The sequence below is a fragment of the Niveibacterium sp. 24ML genome (assembly GCF_026586805.1).
Taxonomy (GTDB): domain Bacteria; phylum Pseudomonadota; class Gammaproteobacteria; order Burkholderiales; family Rhodocyclaceae; genus Niveibacterium.
The window spans coordinates 16,673-38,042 of sequence record NZ_JAPFHA010000027.1; the positions used below are offsets into that span (position 1 = coordinate 16,673).

Consider the following 21,370-nt stretch of genomic DNA (forward strand, 5'->3'; position numbering starts at 1 on the left):
CCTTCTCTGTTGCCAACATCCAGCCCCGAGGCGGGCAGCATCGACGTGTTGATGACCGTGCTCGGCCAGCGCTACGTCCAGTACTACCCGGTGCTGGCCGAGCTCACCGGCTCGGCCAAGGCCGCGCTGATGCTCGGTCACATGCTCTATTGGTCGCGCAAGTATCTTGCGGGGCGAAGCGAGCGCGAGGGTTGGTTCTGGCACACACGGCGTGATTGGCACGCCGCGACGGGCCTCTCGCGCGACGAGCAGGAGCGCGCGCGCCGCTGCTTGCGCGAGGCAGGGTTGATCAGCGAGCGCCTGATGGGCGTGCCTGCGCGCCTGCACTATCGCATCGAGCTTGAAGTGCTGGGCAGCAAGATTGCGCGCCACCTGCGCAAGCAGTTTGCTGGCTGGCGCTGGGACGATGCGTTCGTGCGCGGCTTGCTTGGGCGCAACATCGCCTTCTTGCGTGGTCTGGCTGACGTGTCAGGCAGCATCCACGCCGCGCTCTACCTCTCCGAGTTGTGTGCCGCCCATCGACGCACCCAGAACGACCGCAAGAAGAATCGGGGCGGCTGGATGGACTTGCCGATCGGGGAAGCTGCCAGCCGGCTGTCACTGAGCGAGAAGAGCCTGCGCCGGGCGCGTGCTTTCCTGCGCGAGCGGCGCCTGATCCGGGAGCGTTCAAGCGGTGGGGTTCAACCTCGCACCCTGACCTTCATCGAACTGCCGACGATCGCTGAACGGGTTATCCAGAACCGTCAGCGCGTGCTTGTGCCGGTCGAGCGCATGCCTGTTGCGCCCGGCAAGGCCGCTGAAAGCGCACAAAAAGCACAGCAAGCCCTTGATTTAGAAGGAATGGCGGAAAGCGCCATTCCAGACCTTCCCAAACCCGCCAACTGGAATGGCGGAAACGTACATTCCAGAGGTGCCCAAACCCGCCAACTGGAATGGCGGAAAGCGCCATTCCAGACCTTCCCAAACCCGCCAACTGGATCTGCCCAAACCCGCCAACTAGAACTGCCCATACCCGCCAACAAGCTGGGGGAAAACGTCAGTTCTATTAAAGAGGTTTTAAGTACACAGAAGTTAAAACCACTACTAACCCCTACAGAGCTTGCAGGGGACGCCACTGCGGCACACGCAGCGAGCGCTCAGTGTGGTGGTGGTTGGGAAGAGGATTCACTGGCAAACACGGCTTCCTGCAACGCAGCGCCCGTGCCGCTGCAGCTCGACCGGCCCTTGCCGGCCGGGGTAAGCGAGGAGGAAGCAGCGCAGGCGCTTGACCTGATCCAGCGCTTGCCTGCGGCGCAGCAGCAGCCCGTTCTGGATGAGTGGATCGGCCAGCTTCGCATTCCGGGCAAGATCGCCAACCGACTGGGCTACCTGTTCGCCTTGGTTCGCTCGGCACGGCAGAACGAGTTCGTTGCCCTGATCGGTCTGCAGGTGGCCAAGGAACGGGCTCACCGGCAGCACGTGAAGGAAGCCGTTGCGCGCTCGCGGACCACGGTGGCCGCAGAGGTGGTTGCAACGGTCGGGCATGAGCGGCGCGGCGCACCCAGCGCTTCGGTTGCGGACGCCCGGCAGGCAATCCAGGACATTCGGAGGAAGCTCAGATGAACCTTCGGGACGTTCCCTTCGCAAGCGCTTCGCATCTACGCAGCGCGGGATTCTTTGATGCACTGATGCACCAATTCAGCGGCGACTATGCGGCCGTGGCGACCCTGTGGGTGCTGCTATATCGCCAGGCCGACTTAGCCCTGATTCCGACGAGCAATCGTGATATTGAGGGCTTTACCAAAGGGTGCATTACGAAGAACACGGCGGGTCGCTCGCTCGACCGTTTGGCGGACGCTGGCACCATTGTTCTGAAGAAGCACCCAAGGACGACAACTGAGGTTGGTGTTCGTCCAAGTGCGCTGACCGAGCGCATGGGCCGTTATGGGGCAATGATCAAACATTATTCATTGCCCCAAAACGACCAGCAGCATAATTGCACCGAACTTGGCGTTGGCGTCGCCGCGCGATCTGCTGAGCTTGCGGCGCGAATGGCCGGTGACTTCGCCGCCGCCCGTGTGCTCGTTGCTCTGATCGCGCTCGGCGCTGCGGACGGCTTTATCGCGATCAGTCGCCGCTCGCTCGCAGAGCAGGTGCAGGCGACTGTTACGGAGCGGGCCACGCGGCTGGCGCTTGACCGCTTGGTCGCACTTGGTTTGGTTGAACGGTGCGCTCGATCGAGTGTTGCCACAGAGTTCCGAGTCCATTGCGAGGCGGTTGACGCCTTGCTCGCGCAGCCGTTGCCCTCGTCGGCGGTGCTGCCCGGTATCACCCCGTTAGACGACGCGCTGGCCCGCATCTTCGGGCAGCCCACCCCAAACACCCAAGCAGGAGACCGATCAAATGGCGAAAATTGAGTCAGTCGAGGGGGTCGCTGCCCCCAAGCGGATGGTGAGCCCGACGCCGCGTGCGTCCTCACTCATGGCCGAAACCCCCGGTGTGCTGCCCCCACGCCACTGGGTTGAGTTGCCGATCGTGTTCGAGCGTGAGGAAGGCTCTCCCTTCCCGGATGGTTACAGCCTGACCAAAGAGCGCGTCGTATTGCGCGAGTTGCTCGAAGCGGACGATCCCGACTCCAACAGCCCACTGTGGCCGCGCTACGAGCTCTACGAGGAACGCCTGGCCCAGTACGAGCGCATGAAGACCGACTACCGGCTCAAGGTCGGTGCTGGGCCTGAGGTGCCGTATTCGGAGGCACGCAAGCTCAAGGAACTGGGCGGCTTGGTGGACGAGGGCGTCGATACGATGTCGATCCACACCAAGGAAGGGTTTCGGATGTTCCTGGGGCGTGGGCGCGACCCAGAGGGGCAGGTCAAGGCGATTCCGGGTGGCAAGCGCATGGCCTCATCGCTCAAGGCGCTGTGGTTGCTTTCGTCGCAGGACAACCCGTATGCCGACTGGGCGCTGCTGCGCGCAGCGACCTGTATCGAGGAGATTCAGGCTGAGCTGGAGCAGAAGATCAGCACCTACACCGAGCAGCTCGATGTCCTCAAGAAGCGCGGCCTGAGCGTGCATGTGCTCAAGTCCAGCGAGCCCAAGGAAGTTGAGCTCACTTTCAAGTCGCCCTATGGCTACCTGATCGCCGAGCTCGTGATCCAGTTCGACTACTACGTTCGCGTGGTCAAGACGATGATTCGCAAAGGGCGATTCACTGATGCAGCCGGCCGCGATGTGATCCGCACGACCACGCGCCGGATCCGCGCCTTCTTCGAGGAGATTGCGCGCTTTGATCGGTATCTGCTGCGACCCGAACTCAAAGGGCTGTGTCGTGCCGACTTCCTGCCGGGCGCTGATGCAGAGTCGGCCAAGCGGGTGAAGGCTGCGACAGGCATCTTCGGGCCGGTCCCTGAAGCAATCTTCACCGGCAAGATGGTGCCGCCGTATTCGCAGCGCAGGGCCGCGCCAATGAGCCCGGCTGAGCGTGAGTTGCTCGAACGCGTTGCCCATGACCTGATCGCGCAGGACGCTGCCGCTGAAGCGGGCGGTGAAGCAGCCGGCCAGGCCTTGGTGTGAGCCAACCAACATGGCCCTGAACCAACCCATGAAGCAAAGGCCGGGAACTGCCGCAGTGCGGGCAATGGACCGGCAAGCTGGCGAAGCAATCAGTTGTCAACCGGATGCTGACGCAAAGGCTTTTAAGGCCTTTAAGGGTAGGGGGGTAATGGAGGGGCGGCTGGCCCACCTGCAATCGGAGCTGGACCGGATCCATGCCGAGCAGAAGAACCTGTCGCTGGTGACGCGTCAGGTGGCGGGGCGCCAGTTCTATCTGGCCGTGCACCGCCGCTCGGTCACCGGCCAGCATTCACTGCGTTGGCGGATGGCCAACATGAAGCGGGGCGGCCACCTGGCGTGGTCCGAGATGCCCCAGCTCTTTGCAGCCCAGCCGCATCAGTTGCGTGACTGGTATCGCCGGATCAATGAAACAGCGCTAATGCTCAATGAGTCCGAGGTGCGTATGCGCGGCTCTGTCCGCTGGTTGCTACAGCATCAGGACGCATCGAGTTCGGATGTGGCCGGATCGGAGGCGTCAAATGTTTGATTCAAAGACCGAGCTTCACACGAAGGAAGCGGCGGCAGTGCTGGCCACCGGCAAGTGCTTGCTTGAGGGGCGGGGGCGACTGATCCATTTGCCTGCCGCTGAGCCTAAACATCCGGGGTACGCCGTATGGAGCGGCCTGGTGCTGAGCCTCTCGGGCAACGTCGACTACCAGGGCAAGGAGCACACCTACGTCACGATGCTCGATGGCCGACAGTTCAATACCAGCCTCAGCTTGCAAGCGGCCATGGCGCTTGTGGCGTCAGGCGCGACTGAGCGTACCTGAAGCGAGGAGATGGCGATGAGTGTGAAAGACATGCTGAAAGTGCTGGCGATGTTGCTGTTTGCAGTTGCCGGGGCCGCCCTGATCGTTCACGCCCGTGTGGATCTGGGCATGACGCTGGAGCAGATGACGGATGCGATGAGCGGATGGACCAGCACCCTTCTGCTCGTTACCGCTGTGATCGTCGTGCAGCTTCTCGTTTGGTACGTGCTCTATCCGGCGATGCGCAGTTGGATGGCCAAGATGGATCAGCAGGACACGACGCGATAGGAGGATGAGGGTGGAACAAAACCACAAATCAGCGAATGAAGCGGCACCGTCGGCTGCCGCGATCGAGCGACTGTCTCAGTTGAAGGACGCGATGGGGGTTGCACGTAGCGAAGCCTGGCAGGCCGTGGCGCTTGCTGCACGAAAGCCCTCCGTCTGGGTGGAGCAGGCGCTTGAGCTTGCGATCTGGATCGTCAAGTGGGGTGCGGTGACTTACGCGGTGGTGCTTGCCTTCCTGGGGCTCGCCTGGATGTGGGTGGGTGGCCAAACCTTCAACGCGAACCTGAGCACGGACACGGTTGAAACCCTTCACAGCACGGCGATCGTTCTGGTGATGGTGTGCATTCCCTTCACGCGCTGGCGCTTGCCAGGCCTGCCGCTGGTGAAGGTGTGGCAACGCAACTACTCGGCGGCCTTCTACAAGGCCATGGCCCTCACGGCAGATCCGAGAACCAAACGCACTTGAGGTGACGCGAATGAAACGCACGCTGCTCATTGCCGGGCCACCGTTGGCCATCATCCTTGCCTTTGCTGCCCTGGCACCCGAGGACTTCAATAGTTGGGGCTGGGTCGTCTGCTTGGTTGTGGGCTCGCTCATGACGGTGGCAGCGCGCTTTGCCCTTGGACCGAAGCCTTGAACGAGAAAAGGTGTATCGACATGATCAGCAAATTGCTCGACCCGATCAAAGCCCTGGTAGGACGCCAGTCGGCCGCGCCGGACAGCCTTTCGGACGCAACCGTGGAGCAACTCATCGACGCCTTCCGGGCGGCGCCCGAGCGCTTCTTGAACAGCATGGGCCACCCTGCCTACCCCTGGCCGAATGCCGCGCCATTGGACTTCCCCAACATGTACTTCCAGTATCGCGGCGAGGCCTTTGGCTATGCCCATGGACTGCACATCGAGGAGCGGGACGATGTGCGTACCTTGGTCGTGGGCCACTTTGCCATCGGTGAAGGGCGCGTTGCCCGTCAAGGGCTGGGCCGACGCCTGGCGCACTGGCTGCGGGACGAATTCAAGCGCCGTTACGGCGTCACGCACATTCGATTTGAAGAGGCCGAACGGGAGAAGCGACCGCAGGATGCGGCGTTCTTTACCGCGCTCGGCGCGCAGGCGCTGGGCAAGAGCGGCGGTAACAAGCAGGTCTACCTCTGGCGCGTGTCGACCCAGACGGCGTGCGTGCAGACGTGATTCACGGCGAGGCCGGCTGGCGCCGATCGGCCTCGCTCACTTCAACCGCGGCGCGAAGGAGTGTGCAACATGCCTAATCAATTCTTCGGGAAGGGCAATCTCGCTGATGCCCCGACCTTGAAAATCGTGAAGATCGCCGGAGAAGATCGTCATGTCGCGGAAATGCGCGTCATGTTCGACGAATATCGCTACAACGAAGAGAAGCAGGAGTACGAGCAGAAGGGGGGCTTCTGGATGCAGGTGAGCCAGTGGGACGAGGCCGGACAGAATGCGGCGCGTTTGCTGCGCAAGGGCGCGCGGGTCAAGGTCGAAGGCAGTCTGCGTCAGTTCATGTACACGCCTGATGGTGCCAAAGAGCCGGTACCGGGATTTCAGGTGGTCGCCGACGAGATCGCGCTGTGCCTGGGCTCACGCATCGAGAACGTCACCTACGCACCCAAGCGTGAGCGTGAAACAGAGCCCGCCTGAGCGAGCCCGCCTTGCGCAAATGGCATAATCTGTCCGAACCCCAATGACGCTTCTGAGCAGCAGGCCAGTCACACCCTGCAACGCATCAGGAGTGCACCATGCAAGAACAACTGAGGCCTGATCACGTGAGCCACGAAGCGGAACACCGGCGCCAACAAGCCATCGCTTCGGCCATCCTCACGCAGTATCACCGTCTTGACGCCCTGGGCCACGATGCCGGCGCCGATCCCATTGCGATCGAGCAGGCGCGTCAGATGGTCCAGATGATCCAGCAACGGCTGCTGGAGAGCCAATTCCAGGCGGGCGTGGATCTGTCCGCATTCTGGCGAACCGACACGCGATCCTTGCCGGGTGCCGCCAGCGCCAGGGCACCGATGAGCGGCACACCTTCGCCCGCACCCGCAGTCGATTTCATCTCGCGCATCCAGGGCAAGGCCGGCGGCGCAAGGCTCAACGCCGAGTTCCTCGCGCGGCTTCAAGGCCTGGGCGTGCTGATCGAGCACGCACTCCCCTACGACGAAGACCCCGACCGGCTCTGAGCATGGCTTACGTACCGACGCCCGTTGCGCCCGCCCGGCGCAAGGTGGTGCTGCGCGCCGTCAGCGACGGGCGACGGCTCGGGATGGCCACGGCGCCAATCGACAACGCCGCGCAGGTGTTCAAGCCGCTTGCGGGCTACTGGTTCGCGCCGCGCCGCATGTGGGTGTTTCCGCAACCGCGTGACACGGAGCAGTTCTGCGCATCGATCGCGCAGGCCTGGCAGCACTTGCGTCTGGACTGGGATGATCTGCCGGCGATGGTCAGTGCGGCGGTGGCCAGCCCTCAGGCCGACTACTTCGCGGAGCTCCTGGATCTTCAGGTGTTTCCGCTGGAGCAGGGCGGGTTCGCAGTGAGTGGCCTCTACGATCCTTGGTTTGTTGGCGCCATGCGCGAGTGCGGCGGGCGCTTTCATCGGTTTGCCTCCGCGTGGGAGGTCAAGCGCAACGCGACCGACGTGCTCGACGCCCTGCAGGGAATCGGAATCAATCCGGTGTTCGTGTTCGTCCACGAACAAACCATGCAGCTCGAAGAGCTCGGCAGCAAGCCCAAGTCGGAAGTGCCGATCAACGTGCCGGCGGCCGCGCCGGAGTGGGGAGCGGGCGCGAGCGACGCGGACGATACGCCAACTGGCTCGGGTTTTCTGTCCAGTTGCGCGCAGCCGCTGCAACACATTGCCGTCGATGAAGGCTTGCTTGCGCAAGCGGCCATTGCGCACGGACTGATGGATCATCAGCCTGCCGGTGTTCGCCATCTCTTGGCGCGCAGCTCGGCGCTGCTCGCGGACGACATGGGGCTTGGCAAGACGCGCCAGGCGGTGGTGGCCTCGCGCCTGGCCGCCGGCGAGGGCCGCATCCTGATCGTGTGCCCAGCCTCGCTGCGCATCAACTGGGAGCGCGAGATTCACACGGTCTACCCGGACGATATCGTCGGCATGCTCGGCGAGGATCGCATGGCGACCTTGCGCGGCTGCCGTTGGGTCATCAGTGGGTACGAGCGCCTTTGTGGCCTGGTGCGCGAGGTGGATCTGCAGTTCGCGGTGATGACGATCGATGAGGCGCACTACCTCAAAGAGCACCAGACCGGTCGCACCCGCAATGCCTTCGTGATGGCTGAGCGCATCCCGCGCCGTTTCCTGCTCACCGGCACGCCGATTCTGAGCCGCGAGATCGAGATGCACACGCTTCTGCGCCTCTCCGGGCATCCGCTGGGGCTCATGCCCCTGGCCGACTTTCGCAAGCGCTACGCCGGTGGCGAGGCGCAGCGCGTGGCCTTGGCCGAGGCGGTGTCGGACTGGATGCTGCGCCGCTCGAAGAAGGTACTCAAGGGGCTCGGCAGCAAGACGCACCAGGTGCGCTACATCTCGCCGCGAGAGGGCTTGGAGCCCTATCACGCGATCATGCGCGACATGCACCTGACGGTGATGCCCAAGATCACCAAGCTGCGCCAGACCCTTGAAGCCTTGAAATGCGAGGCGGTGGTCGACACCGTGCTGGGCCTGCAGCCCGAGGACAAGATGATCGTGTTCTGCGAGTACATGGCGAGCGTTGATTTCCTGCGCGAAGCCTTCCAGAATGCAGGCATAGGGTGCGTAAGCCTCGTGGGCAGTGACAACGGTAGCTCACGACAGCGCGCCGTCGATGCGTTCCAGACCGACCCCGCGGTGCGGGTGTTCATCGGCACCACATCGGCGGCGGGAGTCGGCATCACGCTGACGGCTGCCAACTACGTGCTCTTCGCGTCTTTGCCCTGGACCAACGCTCTGAAGCGCCAGGCAGAGGACCGTGCCTACCGCAACGGCCAGAAGCGCGATGTGTTCGTGATCCTGCTGATCGTACCCGGCACCATCGACGAACAGATCATCGCTTTGCTCGATTCCAAAGAGGAGATCGAGTCCGACGTGGTGGATAACGCGGTGCGCGCTCACCTTGCCCGTTGCCCGGCGCCGGCCCTGCCGTCCCACCCCTCGACTCCGAGCGCGCACTTGCACTGAACGCCATGCGTTTGCTTGCACAAGGCCAGCACGCTTTCGCGCAGGCTCGGTGGAGCGATGCGCATGGCACACGCGCAATCAACCGTGAGGAGTCCGAGTCATGACACACAACGTAGTGGCCATTGGCAGCCACCCCAAGCTCGCGCCGGCCGGCACCGAAATGATCCACGAAGAGTTGGGCTGGGTCGCCGTGCTGATGGCACGCGGCAATGAGCGCCTGGTGCGCTCCTTTGCGATCGAGGACGACCCCGAGCCCGAGCTCTTGCCCGGCGAGGAGCCTGAGGCGGTGCTGTGCGCGTACCGCATCACGCCCCATGACGTATGGGTGTGCGTCAGTTCGCTGCGTGCGGTACGCGACCCTGAGCGCAGCCGGCCCGAGCGCTTGCGCCCCACGTATCGGCACGGCAGCATGTTCAGGCTGAGCGCGCTGCAGTTCGAGTACAGCATTGAGACCCCCGAGCAGGCCCAGCGGCGCAAGCGGCTCTCGGCCGCCGATACGCGAGCGCGCAACTTTGTCGTCGGCCGTGATGCACGCTGACACTTCACATGGAGAAGTTTGAAATGGATCTTGATCAGCTTGTCGGTGGCGGCTTTGGTGCAGGGGATGATCTGGGCGGTGCCAAGCCCGACGTGGAAGGGGCCTATCGGCGTGGCTACCACCAGGCAATCGCCGAGGTGGCGCATGCCTTGCGGTCAGGGGACACGCTCACCGCTGAGAGTCTGGACGCCTGGGTGGAAGGGGCGGGGAGCAAGTGGCGTAAAGACATGCCGCTTGATCGGATGATCGTGCCGCCTGAACTCTAAGGGGCTTGGGGCGCTGTCGGCCGCGGGGACACGTCCCCGGCGCTGCCAGCGCATTGCGCGGGAGTGAGGCGGCCCTTAGCGCTTGGGCTCGGCGCGGCGGTAAGCGCTGCGCTTGGACTTGAGCTCGCCCGAGCTCGCGTCAATCGCGAACACCTGCGGCGCGAAAAACGCAATGCGCAACGAACCATCTGCCAGGCGCGTGGCCTTGTACGTCTTTGGCCTGTATTGCGTGGGCTTGTCCGCGTAGATGATCGCCTCGCGGCCGAGCACTTCGTAGTGGCCGTCCGCCTGCTTGATTTCGATCTGGTTGCTCGGGTCCGTGGTGCTCGTCCAGGTGCCGACGTATTGATCAGCAGCGAGCGCGGTGGCGCCGTAGAAGGCACCCGCAGCAAGCAACATGCGAACAAGGTGTGAGGTCATCGCGAGGATCCCGAGAGAAGGAGGCGGGGCACATTATGCCATTTGGGCGAGCGCCTCAAGATGAGGCAGATAACCCAAATTTCGCCAGATCCCTTGATGCGTCGGGCATGCAAAGATGCCCTGGGCGCGCTTTTCCACAGCCTTACGAACAGCAAATGTGGATTGTTCCGCTTCGGGCCGCCTTGACGGCGCGATGTGTCCAGTTGTAGAAGGGCTTTGTGTGTGCAGTACCGCTGATCGACGTGTCGATCGGCGTTTTGGAATCCGTCAGCCCCTTTAACGGAGACAGCCGCAAGGCTCGGGGTCGCGTGTTGTATCCATCACCCGCCGGGAAGATCGCCTTCCCGCCAGGGGTGCGTTCTCCCGGTTTAACCAGGAGAACGTATGAGCAAGTTCAGTATTCGCCGCGCCCGTCTGGGTGCTTTCAAAAGTCGCTTCCGCCTGCCGGGAGCATTGCGTCGTCCGCGTTCGCGTCAGGAAGGCATCATGATCCTGAGGTGGCTGGCCACGCGAAGTGAAGAGGTGGCCAAGTACGGTTCGGTCATCGCAGGTATCGCGTCGCTCCAGTCCTACTGGGGCTTGATCGGCACTTGCGCGGTCTACGTGATGTGTCACGGGCTTGCCTTGCACTTTACGTTGCGCGCAAGACGTCTTGAGGAGCTGCCGGTCATTGTGCTCGGTGCTCATCATGACGAACGTGGCGCTCGCAGCAAGGGCTCCCCTTGATGGGCGTCGGTGTGGAGTTACCCCTCTGAATCGACTAACATCAAATGGAGACTCATCGTGAGCACAACCATGACGCCGCATCTGTGGACTATCTTTGGCTGCATCTCTGTACTGTTCGTGATTGGCTTGATCGCCTTGCGCTATTACGGCAATCCAGACCGCTACCGGGATGACTACACCAACCAGAAGTGAGGCAATTGAGCGCGCCCTGCGTAAGCGGGGCGTGCTTGCCGAGTCCTTTTGACGATCATGACACCTTACCTTTGGACGCTCGTGGGCTGCGGGGCCGTGCTGTATGTGATCGGCAGCATTGCTCTATACCAGCTCGAAAAGGCACGTCCGTACTACGACGATTACGAAGAGCGTCAATAACCACCCCATAACCCCCTGTATAACAGGGCGTTTTACCCACTTGACATCGCAGTGGGGGAAGGTCTAAAAAGACACTGTCTTTGTTGTACCGCTGGTTGTCATGACCGGCGTTTTGGAATCCGTCAGCCCCTTTAACGGATACAGCCGCAAGGCTCGGGGTCTCGTGTTTCATCACCCTCTGGGAAGCGTTCACTTCCCAACAGGGGACGTGCGCTCTCCCGTTTTGTCTCTGGAGATCATCATGCGCAACGTCAATTCCAACGCTTTCTCTTCGTCTAACACCGCCAATGGCGACAAGCAGTTCTTTGATCTGCATGTCAAAGGTTGCGGATATTTGTCTCGCGTTCGGTATGTCGAAACCAAGAAAGGTGGCCGCAAGTCAGCCCCCTTCCTCGCATGCGTGATCAACGCCATGCACGGTGACGCCGACGAACCGAGCTACACCTACTTCGACCTCCGCGTTTCAGGGGAAGAAGCGGCCTTCCTGATCGAGTCCCTCGATCTGGGCGCTGCGGCAGACAAAGACAAAAAAGTCTTTGTGGCTTTCAAAGTTGGCGACATCTATGCCCACCATTACGAGCGTAAAGCGCGTGAGGGAAATGGCACGGAGACCGCTGCTTTGATCAAGGGCCGTTTGCTGCAGCTCACGCACATCAAGGTCGATGGTGAAGTGGTGTATGAACGTCCGGCACCGGAAGCTCAAGACGAGAGTCAAGAGCCCCAGTACCGTACCGGCACCGACAATTGAGAGACGAGCTGCACTTTGCACCGACGCCTCGCGCGCCGGTGCAAAGTTGTCCCAAGCCTCACAAGCGCAGCCCCTGATCTTCAGGGCGCTGTCCAGAACAGTGCATCATGCCGTTTGGGTGTGTTATTGTTGCGGACAGTGCAGTTTTGATGAATTCCAACGTTTTGCGTGTTTCGTTAAAAACACGACGCAGCTTCGGCTGTGAGGCATTTCGAGATCCGTCAGCCTCTGAAACGGAAACGGTCGCAAGACCTGAGGCCACGTAGTCTAGGCCGGGAGCTCCCTGGTGCTGTTCGTCTCCGCTAAATTCGACCAAAGCCATAGCAACCCGCGCCCGCATCAGGACTGGAAATCCTGCTGCAATCTCCAAACCCAAACCGCCAACTCCGTTGGCGGTTTCCCAATTCTCAACCCGTCGGGGACCGATCCCCGCCACGGGTGGCGTTCTCCGATACCTTCCCTTCTGGAGACGCCCTCATGCCAGTTCGCATTCAGGGCACCTTGACCGTCAAACGGATCAACGGTGCCAACGGTCCCTTCTGTGTAGGTTCGCTCGTCAGCGAGATCGGCGAGTTCCGCGTCAAGGATGCGGTGCTTGAGCAGTTCGAGGAGGGCGCCTACCAGGGCACCTTCTGGATTGCCCAAATCTTCCCCTCGTCGTACATCACCAACGGCCGCATGGTCGTTGAAATCCGCGCCAAGCTCGCCGATCTACAGATCGATGAGCACGATGCCAAGGCACAGGCAACGCCTGAGCAAGAACCTGATCCGGTCAATGAAGCGACCCAAGCGACCCCCGTGGGCGCCCAAGCCGCTTCCCGCCGTCCTCTACCCGGCAAACCCAAGCCGGCCACTGCACCCCATCAAAACCCTGCAACACCTGCCGTCGAGTCCCGAGTGGATTCACACCCCGCAGATAGCCGCGCGCCCCAAGCATCGCAAAGCGCGGCGACTGCGAACGCACCTGCCAGCACTGAAGCACCGGTGATCGAGCAGGCGCGTGATCTGGCCCTGTTCGGCGAATCACTCTTTGCCGAGCTGAACGCGGGCTTGCCGATCAAGCTCGATCCCACGATCGATCGCTTGAAGTTCCGCGAGCAGATCATGCGTCTGCGGGCACTGGGGTACGCCCCGAACGCCAAGACACAAACCTGGGAGCGTCAAGCGACCTAAAGCGCACCTGACCGTGCCTTCCTTACCCCGCTGTCCGCAGCGGGTTTTTCACTGCACATCGCACATGCGCAGTGAAAAGCCCGCCACGCTGGCAGGCCTTCCAAGCAGGGCAGCAGCCGTCCGACAGGCTGTGGCATTTGCGCCGCGTGCGCAGACCCAATCGGCATCCCAGGCTCTCAAATTCGGGGTGTCTCGCCGGCGAATCACCGACACGCATCGCGTTCGGCGCCGGCGTCAGAGAGCAACGTCGAAGACCTCTTTCAAGCTGAACCTCGCGTCAGGTTCTCAGGGCACGTTCGATCGAGCGTGCCGCGAGAACTTGCTGCACCCACGCGCAATCAGCGGCGTGGTTTGAGGCCTGTCAGTCCCTGGATACAGGCACGGGCATTACGCCCTGGGACACCGTAAGCACCTTCCCGCAACACCCCTTTCACACGCCGCTGCTGCGGCACACCGAGCTCTCAACCCACCCGCCCACGGGCTTGCCCCGTTGGGCATCCGTGCGGCCATTGCAATGGAGGTCTTTGTCATGGCTTTGATGTTCAACCGGCTCGCTCACAACTTCATCAAGAACGGCTACTACCCCACCGACGAGGCAACGCTCGCCGGCATCGTGAGCGCCATCGAACCTTCTGGCACGCGGATCCGCATCTTTGATCCGTGCTGTGGTGAAGGCACGGCGCTGGCCACGCTCAAGCAGCACCTGGTGCAATTGGCAGCGGTGCAGGCCTTGGGCGTGGAATACGACGCCGAGCGCGCTTGGCACGCCAAGCGGCTGCTCGATACGGCGCTGCACAGTGACATCCATGACGTCACGTTCACGGCCCGCTCGATGGGGCTCTTGTTCCTCAACCCGCCTTACGGCGATGTGGTGGCCGACAAGGCGCAAACGAGTGGCGAGAGTGGCGGCCGCGCGAGACTGGAGAAGCTCTTCTTCCGGCGCACCTGGTCCTCGCTCAAGATCGGCGGGTTGCTGGTGCTGATCGTGCCCTTCTACGTGCTCGATGCCGAGTTCGCGCAGATGATCGCGCGCAACTTCGAGCAGGTGCGCTTCTTCATGGCACCGGAGCGCCAGTTCAAGCAGTGCGTCGTGTTTGGCGTGCGTCGTCGGAGCGATCGACCCAACCCTGCCATTGCCGAGCTCCTGGAGCGCGGTGGTCGGGGCGAGATCGCGGACGTGTTGCCGCAGGCCTGGCCGGATGAACCTTACGCCGTGCCCGACTGTGACCTGGACGATCCGGCCTTTCGCCTCAACGCGGTGCGTCTTGACGCCCCCCAGTTGGAAGCGGAAGTGGATCGTTTGAACGCCTCGACCTTGTGGCCCTCGTTCGCCACCTTCTTCGCTCAGGGCTATCTCGCGCCGCGTGCGCCGCTCTGTCCGATGCGCCCCTGGCACTTGGCCCTGGCGCTTGCGGCAGGGCAGGTGGGCGGTGTGGTGCGCTCGCCCGATGGCCGCGTCTTGTTCGTGAAGGGTGACACCTTCAAGGCCAAGCGCGATCACGTGGATGTGCAAACCAACGAGGACGGGTCGATCACCGAAACGCGCGTGTCGACCGATGTGTTCGTGCCGTTGATCCGTGGCATTGACTTCACGCCGGGCGCCTCTCTGGGCTCGATTGTGACGGTCAGCTAAGCGGGGAGGGCGTCATGGAAGAGCTCACCGAGAAGCGCAGCTACAGCGTCGAGTTCACCCGCTTTGCCTACCACTACGCCGGCCGCTGGCATCCAGCGTGTCGGATGACGTGGAAAGTACAAGCCGTATCACCGCGTGAGGCCTTGCGTCTGGCCAAAGCGCGTTACCGCCGCGCGGACAAGTTCCGCGTCACCGAATCGGGCTGATCGCCCGACTCATTCAAGCCGTGTCAATCCGTGCGACCCGTGGGGAACCGTTCCCCTACGGGGCGCTGCCCTGCATCGCACATCTTCATCTGAGAAGGAGATCTACCATGCAGCAAGCAGTTACCCCGGAGAGTTGCGCACGTGAGCTGTGGATGCTCATCGATCAGCGCGAAGTCAATACCATCAGCGGCCGGCGCGTCGATCGCTCCGAGCGCGCGGTGGTCGAGCGGTACGTGCGCAAGACCGTCCAGGTCTTTGCCGCGTCCGAACTGGTGGTGCGCTCGGTGGGCGTGCCGCTCAGCGTCAAACATGGCGACCACGCGCAGGTGCTCAGCACGGTCGAGCGGATCCGCACGTGCTTCTACAAGCGCCTGGTGGACACGCTCGCGCGGCTCGATCGTCGGCGGATGGCCCCGGAAGTCGAGGCCTCGCCGATGGCCGTGCTGCACTACGCGGGCAGTTTGCTTGCCGAGCTCGAGCGCCGACTGGGCGATGCGCGCGAGGCAGACATTCAGGCCACGGTGCGTCTTGAGCTGAGCACACTGGCGCGCGTGCTCTCAAGTCGTCTGACGCGCGATGCCCTGTTCTTTGATGTGCAAACGGCCAGCACCCGGATCCCCGATCGCGCCGATCTGGAGATTCACCTGGTCAATGCACCGCATGACTTCTGGCTCGTGTCCTTGCTCATTGAGTGAGGGGGCGATCTGGCAGCGGCGGCTCTCTTAACCCAGCAGACCCCCCTCGATGAGAGGGGTCTGATTCGAGCGCATCGACGGTGCGTTGGAATCAGACCAAGGGCACTCGCAAGAGGCCCAAGCGCCTTGTGGCGCAGGGCAAAACCGGCTTGCGCCCCCATGCGCGTTGAGTACAATGGAATCGCTTCTGTAGTACCGCAGACTCTCCCGAGTCGGCGTTTTGTGATCCGTCAGCCCCTGTCACGGATACGACCGAAAGGTCCGGGGTCATCCTTGCATCATCCACCCGAACGGGAAGAACTCACTTCCCGCTTCTGGGGACGTGCGCTCTCCCGTTTTTTCGTTTCTGGAGAACGTCATGTCCAAGCCCGTTGAAGCCCTCAATCCCGTCGATGTCCTTCACGCAACTGCCGTCGAGCAGTGGCAACACCTCTTCGAGCGCATCCGTGACCCGTTGGTTGCGGCTGTGTTGGTCGAGACGCTTGAGAGCGATGCATCGCTCAAAAAGCAGTTCGCCGCCGCTTACACGCTCGCGCGTGAAACCCTGGCACGAGACGCGGCTCGTCGCGCTCGCGCCGACCGTAGCCGTCAGCAACGTGCTGTGCTCGCAAGCGCCCTGCGCGCCTTTGCGGTCAAAGCGGGCTTGATGACGCCGACCCCTCAAAAGGTCAGCATCAGCACTCCTGCGCAGCGCAATGAAGAAACCTTGGTCTGGCCCACGCTTAACCAGGCGTAACTGACCACCGCATCAAACCACCCATGGGGACACGCACCCCATGGGGCGTGTCTCCCCCGTTTATCTCTCGTGGAGCACGCCATGTCCCAAGCCAACGTAGTCCTCTTCAAGCAACCTGTCGCATCGCTCGATGCACTGATCGTCAAAGCCGTCGCACTGCCCCCCGCGCAATTGCACATGATCGATGAGATCAAACGTGTGATGCACGCGGAGCTGCTTTGCGCGCCACTCGAAGGCGCCGATCCTTGGCTCCTGGAGTTGCTCGCAGTGCAAGCGCACCAGGTTGTGATCGGTCGCGTGGCACGTCCATTCGTGGCCTCTGAGTGGGTCACCCGGCGCAACTTCTTCGGCACTCACCATGCTGCAGAACGCGTCCTGTGCTCGGATGGCTGCTTTCACGACATCGCCGATAGCGGTGTGGTGGTGGCGCGCTTTCCGACCATGTTCGCAGCGGAGGCGGCCGGCTATCTGGCCCTCAACCGCCGCGACGATGCAGTGGTTTGCGTGACAACGCGACCCTATCTGCAAAAGTAAGCCCCTTGCCCCGGATGCGCGTCATCCGGGGTCGATTCTCGACCCGACCCGATCCGTTGCCCGACCAGGCGCGCATCGGGTTTTTCTTTGGAGCCCACTATGGGAAACCTGATGAGCGTTCGGGAGAGCGCCGATGTGTTTGTCGACGCGTGCCTGCGCAACGACGCGGGCGAGCTGTTGTTCTTGTCGGTCTATGGGCGCGATACCGCTGTGCTCTCACTCTTTGCGGCGTTCTCATTGCCGCAAAGCGGTGGCGGCTATCGGTCCTTGCACGTGAAAACCGACGAGGGCGAAGTGGAGGTACTGGTCTCGCAACCGGATCGCCTGGAGAAGATGACAGCGCGGCTGCCCAAGGACAATCTGTTCGGAAACCTGACCCACTCTTGGTTGTATGACCCGGATGCAGTCAGACCCGATCGGGTCAATCGGCGCTCGCTGCTGCTGCAATACAACGAATCGGACGAGCAGTTCGCTGCGCGGATCTGGTCCAACGTCAAACAGCTCAGCCCTGTACCACTGATGGATCACTGGCGCACCGCGCTCATGGACGGCTTGGGGGACGAACTTGTCCGCTGGCTCGACCAGAGTGCTGCACCGCCGATCGGATGTGTCGGGGGGTGTCGTGTCGAGCTCGATGAGCGTTTTGAGCGGATGGTCTCGATCGCAGTGGCCAGTTCGACACTCACGCTCGAACCGGCCGACATGCCAAGTGATGCGGCCGCGCGTATCGCACAGGCCTTCGAGTTTGCCCTCAGTGCCACCCCGGAACTGGAGGCGGAACCCGATGCGCAGAGTGTGATCGTCCTGCCCGCCGGCCAGGGTCTGTTTTCCCCAGGTCTTGTGGGCTGCACGCCAGGCATCCAAGCGCTCGCTGAGCGAGGTGTGAATGTGCAGGCGCTGATCATCAAGCTGCTTCGGCGGCACCTTGCCGGCGACTGGGGCATCGTGTCGGCCGCTGATGCGAGGGAGAACCGCGCTGCGCTCGTGCAGGGCTTTCGTTTGATGTCGGTCTATCTGATCGATGAATCACTCTCGGAGGACGCAGAGGGGAGTGATGAGGGCGAGAAGGTCTGGGTGATTACCGAGGCCGATCGCAGTTCCACCACCGTGCTGTTGCCCAGCGAATACTGAGCACAGCATCCAAGTTCGCAGCACCCACCCGCACGGGGATCTGATCCCCTCACGGGCTCGGGTCTCCGTGTTCGTCATTCTGAACCCTGGAGATCCGCATGCAGACCAATCTGGCCCCGGCCACCCCCGTTCGACTGGCGCTGCCGGCACCCGCGACGTTTGCGCTGCCGCAGTTCGTTTCAACCTTCAGCGACAGCCTCATTGCGGCCGTCAGAGAGCAAAACCCGCCCGTCTATGAGGGGCAGTGCCACCCGGCCCGCGATCGCGTGCTGGACGGCCTAAAACGCAAACCGTTCGACGCGCAGCGCAACACGGTGCAGGCGGTCAGCGCCTTGCTGGTCGATGCCAATGAACCGGCCGCGATCATCAACGCGGAGATGGGCACGGGCAAGACCATGATGGCGATTGCGACCGCTGCAGTGATGCACGAGGAGGGCTACCGGCGCACGCTGATCATCTCGCCACCGCACCTGGTCTACAAGTGGCGGCGCGAGATCCTCAGTACTGTGCCGGGCGCTCGGGTGTGGGTGCTCAACGGCCCCGATACCCTGCGCAAACTGCTCGCCATTCGCGCCACGATGCGTCCTGCTGAGGTGCCCGAGTTCTTTGTGCTCGGGCGCGTGCGGATGCGGATGGGCTATCACTGGCGTGCTGCCTTCAGCGCACGGCGCACGGTCTATCGCGACGAGCTGGGCGCGCTGCACCATGCCCGCTACGCCGCGTGCCCGGACTGCGGTGAGTACCTGATCGACCCGGATGGCGAGGGTCAGCCCTTGTCGCCCGAGCTCGCTCGGGTCGCGCTCGAAGAGCGGCGCCTCTCGTGCACGCACTGCGGTTCGCGCTTGTGGACCCTGGTGCGCAAACGTGGCGCGGTGCGGCCCAAACGGGAGATCGTGCTCGATGCGCTGCAGAAGTTGCCGACGATCGGCGAGAAGACGGCGCAGCGGCTCCTTTCCGGTTTCGGTGAGGATCTGCTGGGCTCCATGCTCGAAGACAACGTGTTCGAGTTCATCAATCTGATGGACGAGAACGGCGACCTGGTGTTCTCCGACCGGCAAGCAGTGCGGATGGAGCGGGCGCTCTCAGCGACGGAGTTCTCGTTCGGACAGGGTGACTATCAGGCCACCGAATTCATCAAGCGGTATCTGCCTCAGGGTTACTTCGGTCTGCTCGTGGTCGATGAGGGCCACGAGTACAAGAACGAGGGGAGTGCGCAAGGGCAGGCGATGGGTGTGCTGGCACGCAAGTGCCGCAAAACCTTGCTGCTGACCGGCACCTTGATGGGCGGCTACGCCGATGATCTGTTCTACCTGCTCTGGCGGCTCAACCCCACGGCGATGGTGCAGGACGGCTATCGGGTCAATGCCCGTGGCAGTCTGGGTACGGCCGCGCAAAGTTTCATGCGCGACCACGGCGTGCTCAAGGACATCCACAAGGAGACCACGAGCGTGTCGCACCGGACCTCCAAAGGGGAGTCGAAATCCGATCGAACGAGCAAGGGGGCGGGCTTCGGACCCAAGGGGGTGATGCGTTATGTCCTTCCCTGGACCGTGTTCCTCAAGCTCGCGGAGATCGGCGGCAACGTGTTGCCGGCCTACAAAGAGCACTTCGTTGAAGTGGCCATGTCGGACGATCAGGCGAGCGCTTACGAGCGTCTTTCCGGGTCGCTGCGGGCCGAGCTCAGGCAAGCGCTGGCCAAGGGGGACACCACCTTGCTCGGCGTGGTCTTGCAGGTGCTCTTGGCCTGGCCAGATTGTGCGTTCCGCGAGGAGCGTGTCGTTCATCCGCGCAGTCGCTCACTGTTGGCCTTCCAGCCGCCGGTGTTCGATGAGCAAACGTGGACGCCCAAGGAGCGTGAGCTGCTGGACCTGTGCAAGCGGGAAAAGGCGCGGCACCGCAAGGTGCTCGCCTACACCGTCTACACAGGGACACGCGACACCACGGCGCGCTTGAAGCGGCTGCTTGAGAGCGAAGGCTTTCGGGTAGCGGTGCTGCGTGCCAGTGTCGAAGCGGTCAAGCGTGAGGATTGGGTCGCTGACCAGGTGGAGCGGGGCGTTGATGTCCTGCTCACCAACCCGGAGCTCGTAAAGACCGGGCTGGACCTGCTCGACTTCCCGACGATCGCCTACATGCAGTCGGGCTACAACGTTTATACGCTGCAACAGGCCTCCCGTCGCTCGTGGCGGATTGGCCAGAAGCAGGATGTCGACGTGTACTTCTTTGGCTACGGCGCCACCGCACAGATGGCGTGCCTGGAGCTGATGGCCAAGAAGATCGCGGTCTCTCAATCGACCTCCGGGGACATGCCCGAATCGGGCCTGGACATCCTGAATCAGAACGAGGACAGCATCGAAGTTGCGCTGGCCAAGCAGTTGATGGCCTGAACTCGCGGGCGCGCAGTCGGCGCCCGACGTGATTGTGTCTCGCGTGCTCGTCACGCTCTTTCAAACCAACGCCCAAGGGGTTCGCCCCTTGGGGCGGACTCCGCGGCGGCCTTTTTGACCAAGGAGTTTCAAATGAGTGAGCAACACGTTCCGGCCGCAGCGATTGCGGTGCATGACCTGAGCGGCCTGCAGCCCGAGGAAGCCTGCGACGAAGCGCGAACGAACCCGAACATCAAGGACGGTGACGTGCTTGATCTGGGCGAGGGCGACGTGGCCGTACTGGTGGCCGCCTGGCCGGTGATGGTCGTTGGCCATTGTTGCGGCTTTCACGAGCTCATCCCCAGCGGTTGGGAGCGGCTCGATGGTGGCAAGTACCTTGCGGCCGTATCGCGAGCACATGAGCTGTCCAGGGAAGCTGCGGCCAAACGCGGTCCGACGCGGCGTCAGCGCGAAGCGCTCACGCGGTTTCGTGATGCCTACGGCCGTGACTGGAAGTACAAGCTGAATCTGTGCTGGACGGCCGGGAACTATCGGGCCATCAGCACAGGACAGGCAGCCCTGCTGCAACAGGTGCGCAACGAGCTCGGACCGGAGTGGTTAGACGCGCTCAAAGACGCGGATCTGGACTGATCTGCTTTTCAACCAAGGCCCAAGGGGTTCGCCCCCTGGGGCGGACTTCGCGGGCGCATCCGAGCAAGGAGGCGCAATGCGCTACTACACCCAGCTGATCGCCAGCGCCACCGGCGTGACCGATGCACTTGTTCGCTGGCGCCAGAAGCTGGAAGGACTAGCTGACGATGCGGCGATCACGCCGTGGATCTCACCACCGAAGGTCAGCGCGTAAGCGCTTGCTGCACGCAGAGAAAGGTGGCCCCCGGTTGAACGAGCGGGGGGTCTTCTTTTGTGAGTCGCTTACGCAGCGTGGACAGTTCCGCGGTGCGAAGAGCCTGGATGCGAACGGCACGTTCGCGACGATGGCTAACTCTGCAGATCGCC

General features: G+C 62.6%; 30 protein-coding genes. 28 read left to right on the top strand and 2 right to left on the bottom strand.

Annotated features, from left to right (window positions below; translation table 11 throughout):
* Positions 1-9 precede the first annotated feature (9 nt).
* The 14 genes from OPU71_RS18450 (at position 10) to OPU71_RS18515 (ending at position 9,616) form a co-directional block, all read left to right on the top strand.
* Positions 10-1,602 (top strand): hypothetical protein, encoded by a 1,593-nt coding sequence (locus OPU71_RS18450; RefSeq protein WP_267729535.1) that lies wholly within the window; start codon positions 10-12, stop codon positions 1,600-1,602.
* Positions 1,599-2,396 (top strand): hypothetical protein, encoded by a 798-nt coding sequence (locus tag OPU71_RS18455; RefSeq protein WP_267729536.1) that lies wholly within the window; start codon positions 1,599-1,601, stop codon positions 2,394-2,396. Before OPU71_RS18450 ends, OPU71_RS18455 begins: the two co-directional genes overlap by 4 nt.
* Positions 2,383-3,552, top strand: coding sequence for a PFL_4669 family integrating conjugative element protein (locus OPU71_RS18460; RefSeq protein ID WP_267729537.1), 1,170 nt, complete (start codon positions 2,383-2,385; stop codon positions 3,550-3,552). The genes OPU71_RS18455 and OPU71_RS18460 overlap by 14 nt, the downstream gene beginning before the upstream one ends.
* A 10-nt stretch (positions 3,553-3,562) precedes the next feature.
* Positions 3,563-4,078: a hypothetical protein gene (locus OPU71_RS18465; RefSeq protein WP_267729538.1), complete on the top strand. Its 516-nt coding sequence runs from the start codon at positions 3,563-3,565 to the stop codon at positions 4,076-4,078.
* Positions 4,071-4,361, top strand: a complete 291-nt coding sequence (locus OPU71_RS18470; RefSeq protein ID WP_267729539.1) for a hypothetical protein — start codon at positions 4,071-4,073, stop codon at positions 4,359-4,361. The genes OPU71_RS18465 and OPU71_RS18470 overlap by 8 nt, the downstream gene beginning before the upstream one ends.
* A 15-nt stretch (positions 4,362-4,376) precedes the next feature.
* Positions 4,377-4,628: a hypothetical protein gene (locus tag OPU71_RS18475; RefSeq protein ID WP_267729540.1), complete on the top strand. Its 252-nt coding sequence runs from the start codon at positions 4,377-4,379 to the stop codon at positions 4,626-4,628.
* Between the two features lie 10 nt (positions 4,629-4,638).
* Positions 4,639-5,091, top strand: coding sequence for a hypothetical protein (locus OPU71_RS18480; protein WP_267729541.1), 453 nt, complete (start codon positions 4,639-4,641; stop codon positions 5,089-5,091).
* A gap of 10 nt (positions 5,092-5,101) precedes the next feature.
* Complete coding sequence (locus OPU71_RS18485; RefSeq protein WP_267729542.1) at positions 5,102-5,263, top strand: hypothetical protein; 162 nt, start codon at positions 5,102-5,104, stop codon at positions 5,261-5,263.
* A gap of 20 nt (positions 5,264-5,283) precedes the next feature.
* The gene (locus OPU71_RS18490; RefSeq protein WP_267729543.1) at positions 5,284-5,814 is read left to right on the top strand and encodes a hypothetical protein; all 531 of its coding nucleotides are present in this window, start codon (positions 5,284-5,286) and stop codon (positions 5,812-5,814) included.
* A 69-nt stretch (positions 5,815-5,883) separates the two neighbouring features.
* On the top strand, positions 5,884-6,282 hold the full coding sequence (locus OPU71_RS18495; protein ID WP_267729544.1) for a single-stranded DNA-binding protein: 399 nt from the start codon (positions 5,884-5,886) through the stop codon (positions 6,280-6,282).
* A 98-nt stretch (positions 6,283-6,380) separates the two neighbouring features.
* A complete protein-coding gene (locus OPU71_RS18500; RefSeq protein WP_267729545.1) occupies positions 6,381-6,821 on the top strand; it encodes a hypothetical protein in 441 nt (146 codons plus the stop codon).
* Positions 6,822-6,823: 2 nt separating this feature from the next.
* Positions 6,824-8,812: a DEAD/DEAH box helicase gene (locus OPU71_RS18505; protein ID WP_267729546.1), complete on the top strand. Its 1,989-nt coding sequence runs from the start codon at positions 6,824-6,826 to the stop codon at positions 8,810-8,812.
* Positions 8,813-8,912: 100 nt separating this feature from the next.
* Positions 8,913-9,350, top strand: a complete 438-nt coding sequence (locus tag OPU71_RS18510) for a hypothetical protein (RefSeq protein WP_267729547.1) — start codon at positions 8,913-8,915, stop codon at positions 9,348-9,350.
* Between the two features lie 23 nt (positions 9,351-9,373).
* Positions 9,374-9,616, top strand: coding sequence for a hypothetical protein (locus OPU71_RS18515; protein ID WP_267729548.1), 243 nt, complete (start codon positions 9,374-9,376; stop codon positions 9,614-9,616).
* Positions 9,617-9,691: 75 nt separating this feature from the next.
* Here OPU71_RS18515 and OPU71_RS18520 read toward each other — a convergent pair whose 3' ends face one another.
* Positions 9,692-10,036, bottom strand: a complete 345-nt coding sequence (locus OPU71_RS18520) for a hypothetical protein (protein WP_267729549.1) — start codon at positions 10,034-10,036, stop codon at positions 9,692-9,694.
* Positions 10,037-10,420: 384 nt separating this feature from the next.
* Here OPU71_RS18520 and OPU71_RS18525 point away from each other — a divergent pair, with 384 nt between their 5' ends.
* The 4 genes from OPU71_RS18525 to OPU71_RS18540 all read left to right on the top strand — a co-directional run bounded on the left by OPU71_RS18525 (position 10,421) and on the right by OPU71_RS18540 (position 11,882).
* Positions 10,421-10,762: a hypothetical protein gene (locus tag OPU71_RS18525; RefSeq protein ID WP_267729550.1), complete on the top strand. Its 342-nt coding sequence runs from the start codon at positions 10,421-10,423 to the stop codon at positions 10,760-10,762.
* 57 nt (positions 10,763-10,819) lie between these two features.
* Complete coding sequence (locus OPU71_RS18530; protein WP_267729551.1) at positions 10,820-10,954, top strand: hypothetical protein; 135 nt, start codon at positions 10,820-10,822, stop codon at positions 10,952-10,954.
* A 57-nt stretch (positions 10,955-11,011) separates the two neighbouring features.
* Complete coding sequence (locus tag OPU71_RS18535) at positions 11,012-11,134, top strand: hypothetical protein (protein WP_267729552.1); 123 nt, start codon at positions 11,012-11,014, stop codon at positions 11,132-11,134.
* Between the two features lie 241 nt (positions 11,135-11,375).
* Positions 11,376-11,882 carry a DUF3577 domain-containing protein gene (locus OPU71_RS18540; protein ID WP_267729553.1) on the top strand — a complete coding sequence of 169 codons (507 nt, stop codon included), beginning with the start codon at positions 11,376-11,378 and terminating at the stop codon, positions 11,880-11,882.
* Positions 11,883-11,940: 58 nt separating this feature from the next.
* On the opposite strand, the gene OPU71_RS18545 is transcribed toward OPU71_RS18540, so the two are convergent.
* Positions 11,941-12,258: a hypothetical protein gene (locus tag OPU71_RS18545; RefSeq protein ID WP_267729554.1), complete on the bottom strand. Its 318-nt coding sequence runs from the start codon at positions 12,256-12,258 to the stop codon at positions 11,941-11,943.
* 101 nt (positions 12,259-12,359) lie between these two features.
* On the opposite strand from OPU71_RS18545, the gene OPU71_RS18550 reads away from it, so the two are divergent.
* The 10 genes from OPU71_RS18550 (at position 12,360) to OPU71_RS18595 (ending at position 21,218) form a co-directional block, all read left to right on the top strand.
* Positions 12,360-13,055: a DUF3275 family protein gene (locus tag OPU71_RS18550; protein WP_267729555.1), complete on the top strand. Its 696-nt coding sequence runs from the start codon at positions 12,360-12,362 to the stop codon at positions 13,053-13,055.
* A 529-nt stretch (positions 13,056-13,584) separates the two neighbouring features.
* Positions 13,585-14,688, top strand: coding sequence for a DUF6094 domain-containing protein (locus OPU71_RS18555; protein WP_267729556.1), 1,104 nt, complete (start codon positions 13,585-13,587; stop codon positions 14,686-14,688).
* 14 nt (positions 14,689-14,702) lie between these two features.
* Positions 14,703-14,894, top strand: a complete 192-nt coding sequence (locus tag OPU71_RS18560; RefSeq protein WP_267729557.1) for a hypothetical protein — start codon at positions 14,703-14,705, stop codon at positions 14,892-14,894.
* Positions 14,895-15,001: 107 nt separating this feature from the next.
* Positions 15,002-15,589 carry a hypothetical protein gene (locus tag OPU71_RS18565; protein ID WP_267729558.1) on the top strand — a complete coding sequence of 196 codons (588 nt, stop codon included), beginning with the start codon at positions 15,002-15,004 and terminating at the stop codon, positions 15,587-15,589.
* Positions 15,590-15,947: 358 nt separating this feature from the next.
* Positions 15,948-16,325, top strand: coding sequence for a hypothetical protein (locus OPU71_RS18570; protein ID WP_267729559.1), 378 nt, complete (start codon positions 15,948-15,950; stop codon positions 16,323-16,325).
* A gap of 81 nt (positions 16,326-16,406) precedes the next feature.
* Complete coding sequence (locus tag OPU71_RS18575) at positions 16,407-16,859, top strand: hypothetical protein (protein ID WP_267729560.1); 453 nt, start codon at positions 16,407-16,409, stop codon at positions 16,857-16,859.
* Positions 16,860-16,970: 111 nt separating this feature from the next.
* Complete coding sequence (locus tag OPU71_RS18580) at positions 16,971-17,990, top strand: hypothetical protein (RefSeq protein WP_267729561.1); 1,020 nt, start codon at positions 16,971-16,973, stop codon at positions 17,988-17,990.
* An 86-nt stretch (positions 17,991-18,076) separates the two neighbouring features.
* Positions 18,077-20,374 (top strand): SNF2-related protein, encoded by a 2,298-nt coding sequence (locus OPU71_RS18585; protein WP_420712402.1) that lies wholly within the window; start codon positions 18,077-18,079, stop codon positions 20,372-20,374.
* Between the two features lie 132 nt (positions 20,375-20,506).
* A complete protein-coding gene (locus OPU71_RS18590) occupies positions 20,507-21,004 on the top strand; it encodes a hypothetical protein (protein WP_267729563.1) in 498 nt (165 codons plus the stop codon).
* Positions 21,005-21,080: 76 nt separating this feature from the next.
* Positions 21,081-21,218, top strand: a complete 138-nt coding sequence (locus OPU71_RS18595; protein WP_267729564.1) for a hypothetical protein — start codon at positions 21,081-21,083, stop codon at positions 21,216-21,218.
* The last annotated feature ends 152 nt before the right edge of the window (positions 21,219-21,370 follow it).